Source organism: Micromonospora echinospora (assembly GCF_014203425.1).
GTDB lineage: Bacteria > Actinomycetota > Actinomycetes > Mycobacteriales > Micromonosporaceae > Micromonospora > Micromonospora echinospora_A.
Window position 1 is genome coordinate 515646 of record NZ_JACHJC010000001.1, and the last position, 18347, is coordinate 533992.

The 18347-nt window shown below is 73.5% G+C and carries 18 protein-coding genes; 12 read left to right on the forward strand and 6 right to left on the reverse strand.

Translation table 11 applies throughout. The features are described 5' to 3' along the window. The first annotated feature begins 7 nt into the window (after window positions 1-7). Window positions 8-829, forward strand: coding sequence for an HAD family hydrolase (locus FHU28_RS02425; RefSeq protein ID WP_184680434.1), 822 nt, complete (start codon window positions 8-10; stop codon window positions 827-829). After that, the gene (locus FHU28_RS02430) at window positions 829-1641 is read left to right on the forward strand and encodes an HAD family hydrolase (protein WP_184680435.1); all 813 of its coding nucleotides are present in this window, start codon (window positions 829-831) and stop codon (window positions 1639-1641) included. Before FHU28_RS02425 ends, FHU28_RS02430 begins: the two co-directional genes overlap by 1 nt. Window positions 1642-1680: 39 nt before the next feature. Here the strand turns inward: FHU28_RS02430 and FHU28_RS02435 are convergent, their stop codons facing one another. Next, the gene (locus FHU28_RS02435) at window positions 1681-2271 is read right to left on the reverse strand and encodes a bacterial proteasome activator family protein (RefSeq protein ID WP_184680436.1); all 591 of its coding nucleotides are present in this window, start codon (window positions 2269-2271) and stop codon (window positions 1681-1683) included. Window positions 2272-2328: 57 nt separating this feature from the next. On the opposite strand from FHU28_RS02435, the gene FHU28_RS02440 reads away from it, so the two are divergent. Further along, window positions 2329-3156 carry an alpha/beta hydrolase family protein gene (locus FHU28_RS02440; RefSeq protein ID WP_184680437.1) on the forward strand — a complete coding sequence of 276 codons (828 nt, stop codon included), beginning with the start codon at window positions 2329-2331 and terminating at the stop codon, window positions 3154-3156. A gap of 48 nt (window positions 3157-3204) precedes the next feature. Next, a complete protein-coding gene (locus FHU28_RS02445; RefSeq protein WP_184689149.1) occupies window positions 3205-4428 on the forward strand; it encodes an ABC transporter substrate-binding protein in 1224 nt (407 codons plus the stop codon). 63 nt (window positions 4429-4491) lie between these two features. Here FHU28_RS02445 and ddaH read toward each other — a convergent pair whose 3' ends face one another. After that, window positions 4492-5325: a dimethylargininase gene (gene ddaH / locus FHU28_RS02450; protein ID WP_363926264.1), complete on the reverse strand. Its 834-nt coding sequence runs from the start codon at window positions 5323-5325 to the stop codon at window positions 4492-4494. Between the two features lie 59 nt (window positions 5326-5384). On the opposite strand from ddaH, the gene FHU28_RS02455 reads away from it, so the two are divergent. Next, complete coding sequence (locus FHU28_RS02455; RefSeq protein ID WP_073831115.1) at window positions 5385-5843, forward strand: Lrp/AsnC family transcriptional regulator; 459 nt, start codon at window positions 5385-5387, stop codon at window positions 5841-5843. Between the two features lie 55 nt (window positions 5844-5898). Beyond that, window positions 5899-6846 (forward strand): zinc-binding dehydrogenase, encoded by a 948-nt coding sequence (locus tag FHU28_RS02460; protein WP_184680439.1) that lies wholly within the window; start codon window positions 5899-5901, stop codon window positions 6844-6846. 9 nt (window positions 6847-6855) lie between these two features. Here FHU28_RS02460 and FHU28_RS02465 read toward each other — a convergent pair whose 3' ends face one another. The 3 genes from FHU28_RS02465 to mobA all read right to left on the reverse strand — a co-directional run bounded on the left by FHU28_RS02465 (window position 6856) and on the right by mobA (window position 9067). Further along, on the reverse strand, window positions 6856-8013 hold the full coding sequence (locus tag FHU28_RS02465; protein WP_184680441.1) for a T3SS (YopN, CesT) and YbjN peptide-binding chaperone 1: 1158 nt from the start codon (window positions 8011-8013) through the stop codon (window positions 6856-6858). 65 nt (window positions 8014-8078) lie between these two features. Then, window positions 8079-8336: a DUF6457 domain-containing protein gene (locus FHU28_RS02470; protein WP_184680443.1), complete on the reverse strand. Its 258-nt coding sequence runs from the start codon at window positions 8334-8336 to the stop codon at window positions 8079-8081. After that, window positions 8333-9067, reverse strand: a complete 735-nt coding sequence (gene mobA, locus FHU28_RS02475; protein WP_184680445.1) for a molybdenum cofactor guanylyltransferase — start codon at window positions 9065-9067, stop codon at window positions 8333-8335. Before mobA ends, FHU28_RS02470 begins: the two co-directional genes overlap by 4 nt. A 310-nt stretch (window positions 9068-9377) precedes the next feature. Between mobA and fdhD the strand changes: the two genes are divergently transcribed. Then, complete coding sequence (gene fdhD, locus FHU28_RS02480) at window positions 9378-10238, forward strand: formate dehydrogenase accessory sulfurtransferase FdhD (RefSeq protein WP_184680447.1); 861 nt, start codon at window positions 9378-9380, stop codon at window positions 10236-10238. Between the two features lie 4 nt (window positions 10239-10242). On the opposite strand, the gene FHU28_RS02485 is transcribed toward fdhD, so the two are convergent. After that, window positions 10243-11448: a DUF4192 domain-containing protein gene (locus FHU28_RS02485; protein ID WP_184680449.1), complete on the reverse strand. Its 1206-nt coding sequence runs from the start codon at window positions 11446-11448 to the stop codon at window positions 10243-10245. 152 nt (window positions 11449-11600) lie between these two features. Here FHU28_RS02485 and FHU28_RS02490 point away from each other — a divergent pair, with 152 nt between their 5' ends. From FHU28_RS02490 to FHU28_RS02510, 5 genes are all read left to right on the forward strand, one after another. Continuing rightward, complete coding sequence (locus tag FHU28_RS02490) at window positions 11601-12515, forward strand: fructosamine kinase family protein (protein WP_184680452.1); 915 nt, start codon at window positions 11601-11603, stop codon at window positions 12513-12515. Next, window positions 12512-13528 carry a GTP 3',8-cyclase MoaA gene (gene moaA, locus FHU28_RS02495; RefSeq protein ID WP_184680454.1) on the forward strand — a complete coding sequence of 339 codons (1017 nt, stop codon included), beginning with the start codon at window positions 12512-12514 and terminating at the stop codon, window positions 13526-13528. Before FHU28_RS02490 ends, moaA begins: the two co-directional genes overlap by 4 nt. A gap of 2 nt (window positions 13529-13530) precedes the next feature. Beyond that, the gene (locus FHU28_RS02500) at window positions 13531-13776 is read left to right on the forward strand and encodes a MoaD/ThiS family protein (protein ID WP_184680456.1); all 246 of its coding nucleotides are present in this window, start codon (window positions 13531-13533) and stop codon (window positions 13774-13776) included. Between the two features lie 19 nt (window positions 13777-13795). Further along, entirely contained in the window at window positions 13796-15061 is a 1266-nt protein-coding gene (locus FHU28_RS02505) for a metallophosphoesterase (protein ID WP_221453095.1), read from the forward strand. 94 nt (window positions 15062-15155) lie between these two features. Next, a complete protein-coding gene (locus FHU28_RS02510; RefSeq protein WP_184680460.1) occupies window positions 15156-18341 on the forward strand; it encodes a UvrD-helicase domain-containing protein in 3186 nt (1061 codons plus the stop codon). Window positions 18342-18347: the final 6 nt, after the last annotated feature.

Here is an 18347-nt window from a genome sequence, read left to right on the forward strand (position 1 = left end):
AGGAACCATGACCCGCCCGGGACTGCCCAAGCTGATCGCCACCGACCTGGACGGCACGCTCGTCCGCAGCGACGAGACCGTCTCCGCGTACACCCATCGGGTGCTGGACCGGGTGCGGTCCGCCGGGATTCCGGTGGTCGGCGCGACCGGCCGCGGACCGCGCCTGACCGAACTCACCCGCAACGACATCCGGGCCGCTGACTTCCTGGTGATGGCCGGCGGCGGCCGGGTCGTGGACCAGAGCGACCCCGAAGGGCCGTTGGTGCTGCGCGACGAGCGGCTGCCCGGCGAGGTGCTGGCCCGGATCCTCACCGACCTGGAGGCGGTGGTCGGCCCGCTCACCGTGATGGTGGAGGCGTCGGACGAACACGACGCGCCGCTGTGGGGCGACTACCACCCGAGCTGGCCCTACCCGGACCGGTTCGAGGCGCGCAGCCGGATCGAATGCCTGTCCTGCGACGTGATCAAGGCGTTCGCCCGGACCGCCGACCACCACGTGGACGAACTGCTGGCGGCGGCGCGGGCGATCGTGCCACCGCAGGTGGCCACGCTCACCCAGGCCGGGCTCGGCTTCATCGAGATCTGCCCGCCCCGCACCGACAAGGCCAGCGGCCTGAGCGTGATCGCCGAGCGGCTCGGCGTGGACCCGGCCGACGTGCTGGTCTTCGGCGACCAGCCCAACGACCTGCCGATGTTCGACTGGGCGGGATGGGCCCGGGTGGCGGTGGCGAACGCCCACCCGGAGGTGCGCGCCGCGGCGGACGAGATCACCTTGCGCAACGACGACGACGGGGTCGCGGTCTACCTGGACCGACTACTCTCCCGGTGATGGAAGATCCACCTCGGCTCGTCGCCTCCGACATCGACGGCACGCTGCTTCGCGACGACCGGACGCTCAGCGCGCGTACCGCCGCGGTGCTGGCCCGCATCAACGCCTCCGGCACGCCGGTGGTCCTGGTCACCGGCCGTCCGATCCGCTGGCTCCAGATGGTGTACGAGCAGCTCACCGAGCCGCTGCCGGCGATCTGCGCCAACGGCGCGGTGGTGTACGACCCGGTCACCGACCAGGTGCTGCGGGCCGACCCGCTCGCCCCGGAACTGCTGGCGGAGGTGGCCCGGCGGCTGCGCGCCGAGGTGCCCGGGGTGAGCCTCGCGGTGGAGATCGTGGACAGCCGGCAGATGCGGCACGAGGCGCACTACCCGCTGCGCTGGGACGCCGACCTCGACGCGATCCGGGCAGTCGAGTCGCCCGAGGAGCTGCTCGCCGTGCCCGCTGTGAAGCTGCTGGCGCGAGCCGGTGAGCAGGACCCGGACGTGTTCGTACAGGTGGTGGCGGGCGCGCTGGAAGGGCTGGCCGAGGCGACCCACTCGTCGTACAGCGGGCTGATCGAGATCTCGGCGGCCGGCGTGACGAAGGCGGCCGGGCTGGCCTGGTACGCGGAGCGGCTGGGCGTCGACGAGCGGGACGTGCTGGCCTTCGGCGACATGCCCAACGACGTGCCGATGCTGGCCTGGGCCGGACGCGCGGTGGCAGTCGCCAACGCCCACCCGGCGGTGCGGGAAATCGCTCACGAGGTCACCGGGCCGAACACCGAGGACGGTGTGGCGGCGTACCTGGAGAAGGTCTTCGGGGTGGACTGACCGACCGGCCGGGGCGCTCGACGCGCCCCGGCCGGTGGGTCACAGGTACTGGCCGGGCGCGTGGCCCTCGCCACCGGCACCGGGGATCCCGGGCATGCCCGGGATCACGCCGCCGGGGCCGCTGGGCAGCGCCTGACGGCCCGAGCGCATCTGCTCCAGCTGGACGCGGGCGGCCATCTGCTGGGCCACCAGCGCGGCCTGGATGCCGTGGAACAGGCCCTCCAGCCAGCCCACCAGCTGGGCGTGCGCGATCCGCAGCTCGCCCTCGCTCGGCGTCTGCTGCTCGGTGAACGGCAGCGAGATCCGCTCCAGCTCCTCGCGCAGCTCGGGTGCGAGGCCCTCCTTCAGCTCCACGATCGAGCGCTCGTGGATCTCCCGCATCCGGTTCCGGCTGGCGTCGTCCAGCGGCGCCGCCTTCACCTCCTCCAGCAGCTGCTTGATCATGCTGCCGATCCGCATCACCTTGGCCGGCTGCTCGACCAGGCGGGTCGGGTCCTCGCCCTTGCCCTCCTCGGTCTGCACCGTGCCGACCGGGCGGCCGTCCGGCCCGACCACCACCACGGTGCCGGGGATGCCATCGTTGCCCTGCTCGTCGTCCCGTCCGGAATGCGCTTCGGTCATGGCACCCATCTTTACCCACGTCGACCATGTGCACGCGGCCGGACCGGGGGGCGCTACCGTCGCCGCATGCTCTCCGACCCGCGCGAGGTGCTGACCCGCCCGTCCCCACCGCCGGACGCGACAGTCGCCTACGGCGATCACCCGGACCAGCTCGCCGACCTGCGCCGGCCTGCCGGCGACGGGCCGCCCCGGCCGCTCGTCGTCGTGGTGCACGGCGGTTTCTGGCGAGCCGAGTACGACAGGGCCCACACCGGCCCGATGGCGGCGGCGCTGGCCGCGCTCGGCCACCCGGTCGCGCAGATCGAGTACCGCCGGACCGGCCGGCCGGGCGGCGGCTGGCCGCACACGCTGACCGACGTCCGCGCCGGGGTCGCCGCCCTGCCCGGCCTGGCCGCCGCGGCGCTGCCCGGCCGGGTGGCGCCCGTGCCGCCGATCCTGATCGGCCATTCCGCGGGCGGGCACCTGGCCCTGTACGTGGCCGCGCACGCCCCGCAGACGGTCGCCGGGGTGCTCGCGCTGGCCCCGGTGGCCGACCTCGCCGAGGCGTACCGGCTGGACCTGGACGGTGGGGCGGTGGCCGCGCTGCTCGGCGGCTCTCCGGAGGACGTGCCGGACCGGTACGCGGACGCGGATCCGTCGAAATCCGTACCCGCATCAACACGGACGGTAGTCATACACGGCGAATTGGATGTGCAGGTCCCCGCCTCGATCAGCCGATCCTGGGTGGCCGCCGACCGGGCCGCCGGGGGGACTTCCACGCTGATTGAGCTGCCCGAATGCGAGCATTTCGGGCTGATCGACCCGGACTCCACCGCCTGGCCCCGGGTGACACAGGCGTTGCGGTCGCTTCACGATGATCTTCAAGGCATTGACGCAGCGTCGCCGACCAGGTAGAACGCCGAAGGGGTGTGCACCATGGCCACCCCGTCGGGAAGGAAGTCGGTGGCACAGATGAACCGCAGGCGAGCCCTGCAAATGCTGGCCGCACTGGGTACCACCGGACTGGCGGCGGGTTGCGGCTCCGGGGAGGCAGACACCGGGGAGCAGTCCGGGTCCGGCAGCCCGATCAAAGTCGGGCTGATCGTGCCCGGCAGCGGGGCGAACAAGGCCATCGGCGACGAGATCACCAACGGCTTCCAGCTCTACCTCCGCCTGCGCGGGCAGCAGATCGCCGGCCACCCGGTCACGCTGGTGCCCGCCGAGGAGGGCACCACCGCCGCGTCCGGCAAGGCCGCTGTGGAGCGCCTGCTCAAAGAGGATGTGCTCGCGCTCACCGGCGTGGTCAGCCCGGCCGTCATGACCGGCATCAAGGACTCGGTCGAGCAGGCCCGGGTGCCGTTGATCGGCTCCAACGCGTCGCCCTCGACGCTGCAGGGCGTCGTCTACATCTGGCGTACGTCGTACGTGCTGACCGAGCCCGGCGAGGCGCTCGGGGAGTACCTGCGCCAGAAACTGGACGCGTCGAGCCGCATCGCCATCTTCGGCACCCGCGGCCAGGGCAGCGAGGACGTCGTCGAAGGGCTGCGGCGGGCGTACGAGCGGGGTCGCCGGCTCACCGAGGACCCGATCTTCACCGACGACTCCGACAACCCCACGCGAGAGCTGTACGCCGGGCCGATCCGCAAGGCGCTGGGGCGGAAGCCGGACGCGGTCTTCTGCCACTACTCGGGCACCCAGGCCGTCCAGTTCGTCAAGCAGCTCTACGCCCAGGGCTACCGGGGGCCGATCTACGCCCCCGGGTTCCTCACCGAGGGCACCGCGCTGGACCAGCTCGACGACGGCGAGAAGGGCCGCGACCGCAAGCTGATCGAGGCGAACGGCCTCGAGACCGCGCTCAACTACTCGGCCGACCTGAACAACACCGCCAACCGGATCTTCGCCTCGGCGTACCGGAAGACGTTCAACTCCGCGCCGACCACGTACGCGATGGCCTCCTACGACGCCGCGCTGGTGCTGGACAAGGCGATCCGGCTGGCCGGGGCGAACCCGTCCCCGCAGCAGGTCAACCTGGCGCTGGGCAAGATCGGCCAGGTGGACAGCCCGCGCGGCACCTGGCAGTTCAACCAGACCCGTACCCCGCAGCAGAAGTGGTACCTGCGCCGGGTGCAGACCGACGGCCGGCTGCTGTCCAACATCGTGATCAACGAGCTGGCCACGCTGGGCTGACCGGCTCCCGTACACGCGAAGGGCGGCCTCCCCGCGGGGAGGCCGCCCTTCGCGTGCCGGGGCTCAGTGCCGAAGCTCGGCGATGCAGCACTTCACGCTGCCACCGCCCTTCTTCAGCTCGGCCAGCTCCACCGGGACCGGGTGGTAGCCGGCCGCCTTCAGCTTGCCGGCGAGCCGGGTCGCCTCGTTGTTCAGCACCACGTTGAGCCCGTCGCTGACCAGGTTGAGCCCGAACGCCAGCGCGTCCTCGTCGTCCGCGACGATCGCGTCCGGGAACAACTGCGCCAGCACCCTCTGGCTGGCCGCGGAGAAGGCGCCCGGGTAGTAGACGATGTTCTCGTCGTCGATCGAGGCCAGCGCCACGTCCAGGTGGTAGAAGCGCGGGTCGATCAAGCGCAGCGAGACCACCGGGCGGCCGAGCGCCTCCTGCGCCTCGGCGTGCGCGGCCGGTTCGGTCCGGAAGCCGTGCCCGGCGAGGACCAGTCCGCCGTGCGCCTCCGGCAGGTACGCGAAGTCGCCCTCGCCCTCGTTCGTCTCGTTCGGGGCGATGAACCGCCAGCCCTGCTCCTCGTAGAACGCCCGGTGCGCGGCGGCCTCGGCGGTCCGCTGCTCGTGCTTGAACCGGGCGCCGTAGACCGTGCCGTCGACCACGAACGCGCCGTTCGCGGCGTAGACCATGTCCGGCAGCCCTGCCTCGGGGGTGAGCAGATGCACGTCGTGACCGAGCCCGACGAGCGTCTCCCGCAGCCGGTCCCACTGCTTGACCGCCAGGTCGGCGTCGACCGCCGTGGTCACGTCCATCCACGGGTTGATCGCGTACTCGACCGCGAAGTGCTCGGGCGAGCACATGAGATATGTCCGCTTTCGCGAGACTCGCTGCTGGTTCACGGTCACCAAGAGTAGGTACGGTACAACTTTGGTAACAGCCACAAGCATTGCTTCCCGGGAGCAGAACGTTGCAGATAGACGCGGTAGACCAGCGAATCATTGCGTTGCTCGTGGCAGATGCCCGCGCCTCGTACGCGGACATCGGCACCCGGGTGTCACTCTCCGCCCCCGCCGTCAAGCGACGGGTCGACCGGCTCCGATCCGCCGGTGTGATCCGGGGATTCACCGCGGTCGTCGACCCCGCCGCCGTCGGCTGGACCACCGAGGCGTTCGTCGAGCTGTTCTGCGCCGGCCGCACCACCCCGGCTCAGATCGGCGCCGCCGCACGACGGCACCCCGAGGTGGTCGGCGCGTACACCGTCTCCGGCGAGGCGGACGCGCTCGTGCACCTGCGCGCCGCGGACATCTCACACCTGGAGGAGGCGCTCGAACGCCTGCGCGCCGAATCGTTCGTCACCTCGTCCCGCAGCACCATCGTGCTCTCCCGGCTGGTCGAGTCGCCCGGCGTCGGACCGTCAACGGTTTGACCTCAACCCGGCTTCATGTCGTGCACTGGTGACCGGCTTGAAGCGAGGGGGCGGTATGCGTGCGGTGTGGCTGCGGGAGTTCGGCGGACCGGAGGTGCTCGTGCCCGGGACGGCACCCGACCCGGCACCCGGACCGGGCCAGGTGCTCGTCGACGTGGCACACGCGAACATCACGTTCGTCGAGACGATGTTCCGGGCGACCGGCTTCGGCCCGTTCGGCGCCGAACTGCCGCTGATCCCCGGCAACGGCGTCGGCGGGACGATCACCGAACTGGGACCGGGTGTCGATCCGGCGCTCGCCGGACGCGTCGTGGTCACCGCCACCGGCGGGTACGCCGAGCGCGTCGTGGTCGACCAGGGCGCGCCTGTCCGCGTACCCCCGGGGTTGGCGCTGGACGCGGCGGTGGCGCTGATGGCCGACGGCCGGACCGCCCTGATGCTGGCCCGTGCGGCCGGGCTGCGGCAGGGTGACCGCGTCCTGGTCGAGGCGGCCGCCGGCGGCGTCGGATCGCTGCTGGTCCAACTCGCCGCGCGGGCCGGCGCCACCGTGGTGGCCGCAGCCGGTGGCCCGGCGAAGGTCACCACGCTCCGCGCGGGCCGGCTCGACGTCGTGGTCGACTACCGGCAGCCCGGCTGGACCGACCGGGTCCGGGACGCCGTCGGCGCGGTCGACGTGGTGTTCGACGGCGTGGGCGGACCGCTCGCCCGGGAGGCGTTCGGCCTGCTCGACCCGGGCGGGCGGATGCTCAGCTTCGGCCTGGCGAGCGGCACCTGGGCGGACATCCCGGCCGAGTCGGCCGCCGCACGCGGCGTGACGCTGCTACGGCCCCGGCCCGGCCCGGACGAACTGCGCGCCCTCACCGAGGCGGCGCTCGCCGAGGGCGCGGCCGGACGGCTGCGCCCACTCATCGGCCGACGCTTCCCGCTGGAACGGGCCGCCGAGGCGCACGCCGCGATCGAGGCCCGGGAAACGATGGGCAAGACCCTGCTCGACGTACGCTGACCCGACGGCTCAGAGGTACATGCCGGTGCGGTGCTCCTCGCTGCGGGCCGGCTTGTCGCCCTCACCGAAGAAGCGCTTGCCGCCGAACTCGCCGTGCAGACGGTCGTCCAACTCGTCCGCCAGGCCGGTCATCACCTGCACCGCGAGCATCAGGTGGGTGGCCTGGAAGTTGCGGCCGAAGACCGGAATCGACGCCCACACCGTGTCGTCGGCGCAGTAGAGCCGGCCGATCGGCATCCGGTTGGTCAACTCGGAGAGCTTCACGTAGAGACGCTCCGTCGGCTCCACCTCGGTCAGCACCGGCGAGAAGACGTCCACGAGCGGCGGATTGTCGCGGACCCGGACGAACACCATCGCCGAGCCGGCCCGGATGTTGATGTCACCGTCCGAGTCGATCTGGAGCTGGTCGGAGGTGGACTTCAGCATCGTGGACACGACGGTATGCACCCGCTCCGCGAGCGCCTGCACGTCGTTCTCGTCCGCCTGGGCGGTCGCCGCCGCGGCCAGCGCCTCGTCCAGATCGGCCTCGACGTCCCGGTCCGGCCCGAACTCGCTGCGGGCCGTACCGAGCGGTTCCACCGGCAGCGGCTCACCCTCGACGTCGTGCACCAGGTAGACGAGGAAGGCGGGGTGCGGGGCGCCGTAGACGTCACGCAGCGTCCGGGAGAGCACGGCGGCCAGCCGGGTGGACTCGTCGGCGCCGCAGTCCAGGCCGAACTGCTCGCCGGAACCCGCCACCACGCCCGGCGGCGACCAGCCGAGCGCGACCATGTCGGCCACCGCCGCCCGGTCCAGCCGGTAGCCCTGCGGCAGTGTGGCGTTGCCGACCGCCCGCGCCGAGAGGCGACCCTCCTCGCCCGCGTCCACGCTGACCGAGTAGACGGCGTCCCCGGTGCCGGAGGCGGTCGGATCGAGTGTCACCTCAAGGTGGCCACCGGCGGGCAGCGCGCGTAGCCGCTCGGCGAGCGCCCGGGCGAACTCACGCCAGGCCTCGGTCACCTTGGCCCGCAGATCGGCAGTGGTCGGCTCGTCCAGCAGGATCGACTCGTGATGATGCTCAGGCGTACCGCCGGCAGAGTGATGAGCCGGCGTGCCACCGGAGCTGTGCTCAACCGGCGTGTCGCCGGCCGGCTGCTCGACCGGCGCCGAGGGGTGGTCTGCCGTCATGATCGCCTCCGTCTGTTCCCGCCACCCTACCCACGCGCGGCGGCGACCGAATCACGCCCGAGGCGCTATTCCGCAGGCGTGGAACCGCCCAGATCCACCGGCCAGGAACCGGCCAGCGCGCTGAGCCGCTCGGCCGCCGCCGCCGGGTCCGCGCCGCGCCCCACCGCCAACCCCAGCAGGTACGCGGTGACCGGCGCCCCCGGCCGCACCACCTGATGTGCCACGTCCCGGGCCACGTCCAGCACCGTCGACACCGGCACCCCGGCCGGGTCCAGGTCCAGCTCGGCGCAGACCGCCGTCACCCAGTCGTCCAGGACCGTCATCTCGACCACTCCTCCGCCCGGCGTACGTCCTCGTCAGTGTCGCAGTCGAACCAGGGCGGCGGACCGGAGCCGGACCAGGACACCTCGCGTACCGCGACACCGGTCAGCAGCCCACGTACCGGCGCCCCGTCGAGCGTGCCGCCCCGCGTCGCGGCGAGCCGGTCGAGTGCGGCCCGCAGAGCCGGCAACCGCCACACCGCGCAAAGCTGCTGGCGGCGGCCGTCGGCGTCCACGTAACAGGCGAGCGCGACTGTCGATCCGGCCGGCGTGAGCGCTGATTTCCGCTCGGCGGCCAGGTCGTGTTCCCGCTCGGCGGCGGGGTCGTGTTCCCGCTCGGCGGCTGGGTCGTGCGGCTGCCCAGCGGGCGGGGCGTGCGGCTGATCGGTGGCTGGGGCGTCGAGCGCGCGTCGCAGCTCGGTCACCGCGGCGGCGGTGAGCAGCGGGAGATCGGCGGCGAGCAGGGCGACTGTCGTCGTAGCCGGGTCGAGCAGCGCCAGCCCAGCCGCTGTGGCGGCCACCGGCCCGCCCCCGGGTGGCTCCTCACGTGTCGTCCGGACCTCGTCGGGCAGCGGACCGGACGGGCCGACCACGATCCGCTGGTCCGCATCGGCCACCGCGGCCAGTACCCGATGCAGCATCGGCCGGCCGCCAACCGGGCGGGCCGGCTTGTCCACGCCGCCCATCCGCCGGGCCGCGCCACCGGCGAGGACCACCGCCGCGTACCCCGTCACCGCCTCACCCTATCCACGGCCACGACCGCCGCATCCCGGCTCGGACCGAGGGCTCGGTTCACAGGATCGGACCCATGCCCGGCTTTGCTGGCGGTTTTCCGACGTTGATCAACTCCCTTTCGCCGAAGTGGTGGCATCCAAGGCCCTCCGATACCGCCACTTCGGCGATCTGGTGTCGATCATCATCGGCCGAACAAGGCCGGGCCGGGGGCGGACCGGGGGTGGAGATGGGAGCCGGGCCGTTCGGGCGAGGCGTGTGCAGGAGCGGGGGTGAGGTGCGGGCGGCAGAGTGCCCGGGGAGGATGGCGGCATGGGACGGGCAACAGACCGGCGAAGCGTGCTGCGGATCGACCTCGACGCGACAGGCGAGGGCCGGGGCCGGGGCCGGGGCCGCCGCCAGGACACCCTGGCTGCGGAGGAGCCACTGGAGATCCGCGTGGGCGCGGCCGGGCCGGGCCGGCGTCGGCCGCTCGCGGTGACGATGCGCACCCCGGGCGACGACCTGGACCTGGCGATCGGCTTCCTGCTCACCGAAGGGCTGATCCGGTCGGCCGCAGACGTGCACACCGCACAGCTCTGCGCCGGGGCGGAGACCCCGAACACCTACAACGTGGTCGACGTCGTGCTCACGCCCGGTGTTCCGGAGCCGGTCACCGATCCCTCGCGCAACTTCTACACCACCAGTTCGTGCGGCGTGTGCGGCAAGGGCAGCATCGAGTCGGTGCGTACCCGTTCGCGGTTCGCCGTGCGGGACGACCCGCTGACGGTCACCGCCGAACTGCTGGCCGCGCTGCCGGATCGGCTGCGGGCCGCTCAGCGCGCCTTCGACCGCACCGGTGGCCTGCACGCGGCCGGCCTCTTCACCGCCGACGGGGAGATGGTGGTGCTGCGGGAGGACGTCGGGCGGCACAACGCGGTGGACAAGGTGATCGGCTGGGCCACCCGGGAGGGGCGGTTGCCGCTGGCCGGGCACGTGCTGCTGGTCTCCGGGCGGGCCAGTTTCGAACTCACCCAGAAGGCGTGGATGGCGGGCGTGCCGCTGCTCGCCGCGGTGTCCGCGCCCAGCACGCTCGCCGTCGAACTGGCCGAGGAGGCCGGGATGACGCTTGTCGGCTTCCTGCGCGGGCCGACCATGAACGTCTACACCGGGGCGGCGCGGATCGGCGGCTGACGGCTCAGCGCCGTGGACGGCGACGGCGACGGCGCAGCACCGCGCCGCCGTCGGAACCGGGCCAGCCGTCCAGCTGGGACGGGGCCACCCCGCGCCGAAGCGCCTCGTCGAGCAGCACCGCGAGCGAATAGCCGGGGTGGGCGGACAGCACCCGTTCCAGGGCTACCGCCGCCAGCGCCCCGTGCCCGGAGCGCCAGGCGGAGAAGGCGAGCAGGCAGCCCGGCGCGGCGATCAGGTCCGGCTCGGCGCGCCGCGTGACGTCGGTCCAGAGGCTGATGTCCGCGTCCCGGCCGTCGGTCCGGGACCAGGCGTGATCGCGTACCGGGATGTGGGTGAGCAGCACGGTCAGCCAGGCCACCTCGTCGTCGTCGAGCCGCTCGCCACGCCGCTGACGGCGGAACGCGGCCCGCACCGCCGCCGTGCCCGCGCTCCGCACCGCACGTGGTGAATCCACCGGCCCGGCACCGTCGGCCCGCACCTCACCGTCCACCGGCACGGAACTACCGCCCGCCGGACCGCCACCCGGCCCGGAACGGTCCGCCGATCCGGTGCCGACCGGTGCGGTGCCGTCGACCGGCTCCGGGCCTTCGTGCGGCCTGCCGGCCACCGGGCTGCGGCCGGACTGCGAGGACGTCCCGCCGGTGAGCGCGGCCAGGCGCAGACGGGCCCGGCCGGTGGCCCTGCGCATGGCGAGGCGTACCGGCCCGTCGAGCGGGGACACCTGCGCGGCCAGCGCGGCCCGGTCGGGCAGGGCGACCTGACCGGCGAACACGGCCGCGGCGCTGACCTGGCTGGCGGCCGGGTCGTACGGGGTGCCCTCGGGCGGGCAGCAGGACGGCTCGGCGCACAGGTACGACCACCAGCGGCCCTCGGTGACCCGCAGGGCGTCGAGCACGACCAGCCCGGCAGCGGTCAGCGCGTCGCCGATCGCGTCCACGACGCCGGTCACCCGGGCGGCCGGACCGTAGCCGACGACCGTGGCGGCGTCCGCGTCCTGCCGGGCCACCACCTGTGCCAGGTGCCGGGCCGCCGGGCCGGGGTCGGCGCCGGGTGCGGGCAGGTCTCCCCGGGCGGCGAAGACGACGCGCCGGCCGCGTACCGCGACCACCACGACGCTGTCGGCCGGGTGGAAGCCGAGCAGGTAGGGCACGGCCGCGACCATGTCGGCCGGTGAGCGGACGGAGAGGCGGGGTTGCTCGGTGGAGTTCATGCCGGGAGCGTGGGCGTTCGCATGTCGCACTGTCCGCCCCTGTGGACGACACGCGGCCCGTCCACAGATACGGAGCGTATCGGTCCAGGTCAGCGGCGATCCGTGGCGTCGCTTGCCCCACGGTTGTCCGGGGTACCCGCTACCTTGCGCTCATGGACCTGGCGTACCTGCGGGCACACCCGGAGCACCTGCCGACCTTCCTGACCCACCAGCGGATCCGGGAGACCCCGGTCTCCGGCGGTGAAATCTGCGCCGCCTCCCGGCTCACGCTGGACGACGGGCACTCCGTGTTCGCCAAGACGTGGCCGGAACGGGCGGCGCGTCCCCTGCCGGAGGGTTTCTTCGCCACCGAGGCGGCCGGGCTGCGCTGGCTGCGCGAGGCGGGTTCGGTGCCGGTGCCGGATGTGCTCGTGGCGCTGCCCGGCCTGCTGGCGCTCGACTGGGTGGAGCCGGGCGAGCCGACGCCGGAGGCAGCGGAGGCGTTCGGGCGTGACCTGGCCGGGCTGCACCGGGCCGGGGCGCCGGCGTTCGGCGCGGACTGGACCGGGTTCATCGGCGCGCTGCCGCAGGACAACACACCCGACCCCGGTCCCTGGCCGGACTGGTTCGCCCGGCGTCGCCTCCTGCCGTACCTGCGCATGTCGGTCGACGGCGGCGCGCTCGACCGGTCCGGGGCGGCGCTGGTCGAGCAGGTCGTGGCCCGGATCGGTGAGTTCGGCGGCGACGAGCCGCCGGCCCGGCTGCACGGCGATCTCTGGCCCGGCAACCTGCTCTGGGGCGCCGACGGCCGGGTCTGGCTGGTCGATCCGGCCGCGCACGGCGGCCACCGCGAGACCGACCTGGCGCAACTCGCCCTTTTCGGCGGCCCGCCCCATCTGGACCGCGTCATGGCCGCCTACCGGGAGGCGTGGCCGCTGGCCGACGGCTGGCGGGAACGTGTACCCCTGCATCAGCTGCACCTGCTGCTCGTGCACACCGCGATCTTCGGCGCGGCGTACGCGAACGCGGTGGCCGCCACGGCTCGGGACGCCCTCCGGGGCGTCGAGCGCGCTACGGTCGACGGATGAGCGCCCCCCGGACGACGGCCGACGGCCTCCTCGCCGACCGGTACGGCCGCGTCGCCCGGGACCTGCGGGTCTCGCTGACCGACAAGTGCAACCTGCGCTGCACCTACTGCATGCCGGCCGAGGGCCTGCCCTGGCTGTCCGGTCCGCAGCTGCTCAGCGACGACGAGATCGTCCGGCTGGTGGGTGTCGCGGTGACCCGGCTCGGCATCACCGAGGTGCGCTTCACCGGCGGTGAGCCGCTCATCCGACCTGGTCTGCCCGGCATCGTGGCGGCGGTGGCCGCGCTCACACCCCGGCCGCGCATCTCGCTCACCACGAACGGCATCGGCCTGGCCCGCATGGCGCCGGCGCTGCGCGCGGCCGGGCTGGATCGTGTCAACGTCTCGCTCGACACGCTGGACCGGGACCGGTTCACCGCGCTGACCCGGCGCGACCGGCTCGCCGACGTGCTCGCCGGGCTGGCCGCGGCGGCGGACGCCGGGCTGACACCGGTGAAGATCAACTCGGTGCTCATGCGTGGCACGAACGACGACGAGGCGCCGGAGCTGCTGCGGTTCGCGCTCGCGCACGGTTACGAGCTGCGGTTCATCGAGCAGATGCCGCTCGACGCGCAGCACGGCTGGGACCGCTCGACAATGGTCACCGCCGACGAGATCCTGGCCTCCCTGCACGCCGCGTTCGCGCTGACGCCGGACCCGTCCGAGCGGGGTGCGGCACCGGCCGAGACATGGCTGGTGGACGGCGGGCCGGCCCGGGTCGGTGTGATCGCCAGCGTGACCCGGCCGTTCTGCGGCGACTGCGACCGCACCCGGCTCACCGCCGACGGCCAGGTCCGCAACTGCCTCTTCGCCACCGAGGAGTCGGATCTGCGCGGCGCGTTGCGCGACGGCGCCGACGACGAGGAGCTGGCCCGGCGCTGGCGCGCCGCGATGTGGGCCAAGCGGGCCGGTCACGGCATCGACGACCCGACGTTCCTCCAGCCCGCGCGCTCGATGTCGGCGATCGGAGGCTGAGGGTGGAGCTGACGGTGCGCTATTTCGCCGGCGCCCGCGCGGCGGCCGGACGATCCGAGGAGACCGCATCCGCTGGCCGGTCGCTGGACGAACTCCTCGATGACCTGGCCGCCCGCCACGGCGAACGCCTCGCCGTGGTGCTGAAGGCGGCGAGTTTCCTGGTCGACGGCGTCGCCTGTCATGATCGACGGGCACCGTTGCCGGCCGGGGTGACGGTGGACGTGCTGCCGCCCTTCGCGGGCGGCTGAGGGGGCACACGTGCTGGCCATGGCGACATTCCTGGGCTTCGTCGTGCTCGTGATCGGCCTGATCCACTTCTATCTGTGGAAGCGGCTGGTCCGGGACACCACGCGCCCTGGGCGGTGGCGCCGGGTCGGCGGGGTGGCGATCGCGGCGCTGGCGGTGCTCGTGCCGGTGACCCTGGCCGGCACCCGCAACGGCTGGTACTGGCTGGCCTGGCCCGGCTACCTCTGGGTCGCGCTCATGTTCTACCTGCTGGTGATCCTGCTGGTGCTCGAAGTGCCCACCGCTGTGGTCCGGCTGGTGCAGCGCCGCCGGGCCCGCTCGGCGGCCGTCGGCCCGGAGCCCGAGCCCGAGCCCGCGCTCGTGGGCGCGGCAACCGCGGAGGGTGGGACGCCGCCGCCGGTCGCCCCCACCGACGCGCCGCCCGCCGGCACCGACGCGCCGGACCACGATCCCTCCCGGCGGCTGCTGCTCGCGCGCGGGGCGGCGATCTTCGCCGGGCTGACCGCCGCCGGCGTCACCGGGTACGGCGTCCGCACCGCCATCGGTCCGCCGCAGCTCGACCGGGTGCAGATCCCGCTGGCCAAGCTGCCCCGCAGCATGGACGGGCTGCGCATCGCCACCGTCTCCGACATCCACCTCGGGCCGCTGCGCGGCCGGGCGCACACCGAGCGGATCGTCGCGATGATCAACCGGATGGACGCCGACCTCGTCGCCGTGGTCGGTGACCTGGTCGACGGCACGGTTGCCGAGCTGGGCGAGGCCGCCGAGCCGCTGCGCGACCTGCAGTCCCGGTACGGCAGCTTCTTCGTCACCGGTAACCACGAGTACTACTCCGGCGTGGAGGAGTGGGTCCGCGAGGTGGACCGGCTCGGCCTGCGGGTGCTGCAGAACGAACGGCAGGAGATCCAGGCCCGGGGCGGCGTGCTGGACCTGGCCGGGGTGAACGACGTCAGCGCCGCCGGCACCGGGGTGGCCGCCCCCGCCGACTACGCCGCCGCGCTCGGCGACCGCGACCCGAGCCGGCCGGTGGTGCTGCTCGCCCACCAGCCGGTGGCCGCGCAGGAGGCCGCGAAGTTCGGCGTCGACCTCCAACTGTCCGGGCACACCCACGGCGGTCAGATGGTGCCGTTCAACCTGGCGGTCAAGCTCGAACAACCGGTGGTCTCCGGTCTCGGCGAGGTGGACGGCACGAAGGTCTACGTCACGAACGGCGCCGGTTTCTGGGGCCCGCCGGTCCGGGTGGGCGCGCCACCTCAGGTGACGCTCGTGGAGCTGCGCGCCCCATAGCGCGCACGGGCCGCCGAGTCCAGCACCGCATTGCTCAGGTCACCCGTACGCGTGGCGACGGGCGGGCGGGGGACCGGACGTGACAGGATGCGGCGTGCCTCCGTTCAGCGCCGCACCCCCCGGTGGCCTCCCGCCGTACGTGGCGGACCTGCACATCCACTCGAAGTACTCCCGCGCGTGCAGCCGCGACCTGACCCTGCCGAACCTGGCCTGGTGGGCCCGGCGCAAGGGCATCGGAGTGCTCGGCACCGGGGACTTCACCCATCCCGCCTGGTACGACCACCTGCGCGAGACGCTGCACCCGGCCGAGCCCGGCCTGTACCGGCTCGCGCCCGAGGCGGAGCGCGACGTCGCCCGGCGGCTGCCGCCCCGGCTGGCGAGCGAGGCGGAGGCGGACCCGGTCCGGTTCATGCTCAGCGTGGAGATCTCCACGATCTACAAGCGGGACGACCGCACGCGCAAGGTGCACCACCTGATCTACCTGCCGGACCTGGACGCGGTGGGGCGGTTCAACACCGCGCTGGGCCGGATCGGCAACCTCGGCTCGGACGGGCGGCCGATCCTCGGGCTGGACTCCCGCGACCTGCTGGAGATCACGCTGGAGGCGAGTCCGGACGGCTACCTGGTGCCCGCGCACATCTGGACGCCCTGGTTCTCCGCGCTGGGCTCGAAGTCGGGCTTCGACGCGATCGCCGACTGCTACGCGGACCTGGCCGAGCACATCTTCGCGGTGGAGACCGGCCTGTCGTCCGACCCGGAGATGAACTGGCGGGTCGGCAGCCTGGACCGCTACCAGCTGGTGTCCAACTCGGACGCGCACTCGCCGCCGGCGCTGGCCCGGGAGGCCACTGTCCTCACCGCCGCCCGTGACTACTTCGCCATCCGCGAGGCGCTGCGTACCGGGGACGGGCTCGCCGGGACCGTCGAGTTCTTCCCGGAGGAGGGCAAGTACCACGCCGACGGCCACCGGCTGTGCGGCGTGAACTGGTCGCCGCAGCGGACCCGCGAGGCCGGCGGGCGCTGCCCGGAGTGCGGCAAGCCGCTGACGGTGGGCGTGCTCAGCCGGATCGAGGAGCTGGCCGACCGGCCGGCGGGGCATCGTCCGGCGCACGCGCGCGAGGTGACCCACCTGGTGCCGCTGGCGGAGATCCTGGGCGAGCTGAACCGGGTGGGCGCGCGGTCGAAGAAGGTCGAGGGCAAGCTCAACGAGCTGATCGCCGCGCTCGGACCGGAGTTGGAGATCCTCACCCGTACCCCGGTCGAGGAGATCGGCCGCGTCGGCGGCGAGCTGCTCGCGGAGGGCATCGGCCGGCTACGGCGCGGCGACGTGCGCCGGGTGCCGGGCTACGACGGCGAGTACGGGGTGATCACGCTGTTCGACCCGGCGGAGCTGGGCGGTCCGGGTGCCGGGGCGGGGCAGGAGACGCTGTTCGACGTACCCGTGCCCGCGCAGCGGCGGCCCGCGGAGCCGGCGCCGAAGCCGAAGGCCAAGCGCCCGGCGGCGGCCCGGCCGGAGCCGAAGCGGACACCGCCGCCCGCGCCTCCGATCGCGCCGCCGCCGTCGCCGCACGAGCCGTTCGAGCCGATGCTCGCCGGGATGGAGGAGGTCGGCACCGGCCTGCTGGACCGGCTGGACGCGATGCAGCGGGTGGCCGCGTCCGCGCCGGGTGGCCCGCTGCTCATCGTGGCCGGTCCGGGCACCGGCAAGACCCGCACGCTCACCCACCGGATCGCGTACCTGTGCGCGGAGCTGAACGTCTTCCCTGATCAGTGCCTGGCGATCACGTTCACCCGCCGGGCGGCCGAGGAGCTGCGGCACCGGCTGGACGGGCTTCTCGGCCCGGTCGCCGAGGACGTCACAGTGGGTACGTTCCACTCGCTGGGCCTGACCCTGCTGCGGGAGAACTCGGCGGCGGCCGGACTGCCGGCGGACTTCCGGATCGCCGACGACGCCGACCGGGCGGCGGCGCGCGCCGAGGCCGGTGACGACGACGAGCGGTACGTGGCGCTGCTGCGCAAGCGGGACCTGGTCGACCTGGACGAGCTGCTGACGCTGCCGGTGGCGCTGCTCAAGGGCGATCGGAAGCTGGTCCGGGAGTACCGCGAGCGGTGGAAGTGGATCTTCGTCGACGAGTACCAGGACGTCGACGCGGTGCAGTACGACCTGCTGCGGCTGCTCAGCCCGCCGGACGGCAACCTGTGCGCGATCGGCGACCCGGACCAGGCGATCTACTCGTTCCGGGGCGCGGACGTGGGCTACTTCCTGCGCTTCTCGCAGGACTTCACCGACGCCCGGCTGGTTCGGCTGAACCGCAACTACCGCTCCTCGGCGCCGATCCTGGCCGCCGCCGTGCAGGCCATCGCGCCGTCGTCGCTGGTGCGAGGGCGACGCCTCGACCCGGCCCGGCTCGACCCGGAGGCACCGCTGGTGGGCCGGTACGCGGCGAGTTCGGCGTACGACGAGGCCGACTTCGTGGTCCGTACCGTGGACGAACTGGTCGGTGGCCTGTCCCACCGCTCGCTGGACTCGGGGCGGATCGACGGGCGGACGACGTCGCTGTCCTTCTCCGACATCGCGGTGCTGTACCGCACGGACGCGCAGGCCGCGCCGATCGTGGACGCGCTGGCCCGGGCGAACATTCCGGTGCAGAAGCGCTCGCACGACCGGCTGCGTGACCGTCCCGGCGTGCCGGCCATCGCCCGCGAGCTGCGCCACGCCGGGCTGGACGGTTCGCTCGCCGCCCGGGTACGCCAGGCCGGGCAGATCCTGGCCGAGCGCTTCGCGGTGCCGACGCTCGACGGTTCCGGCGCGGTACGTCCTGAGGACGTCCGTACGGCGGTGGACCTGCTCGCCCCGCTGGCCCGCCGCTGCGACGACGACCTGGAACTGTTCCTCAACCAGCTCGCCACCGGCGCGGAGGTGGACGCGCTGGACCCGCGCGCCGAGGCGGTCACGCTGCTCACGCTGCACGCCGCGAAGGGCCTGGAATTCCCGGTGGTGTTCCTGGTCGGGGCCGAGGACGGGCTGTTGCCGCTGCGCTGGCCCGGAAGCGAGCCGGACGACGACGCGGTGGCCGAGGAGCGGCGGCTGTTCTTCGTCGGGCTGACCCGGGCGCAGGACCGGCTCTACGTCAGCCATGCGGGCCGGCGCGCCCGGCACGGCGCGGAACGCGACACCCGCCCGTCGCCGTTCCTCGACGTGATCGACCCGGCGTTGTTCGAGCGCCTGGACGCGGCCGAGCCCCGCCGCCCGAAGGACCACCAGCTCCGGCTGATCTGACCGGCG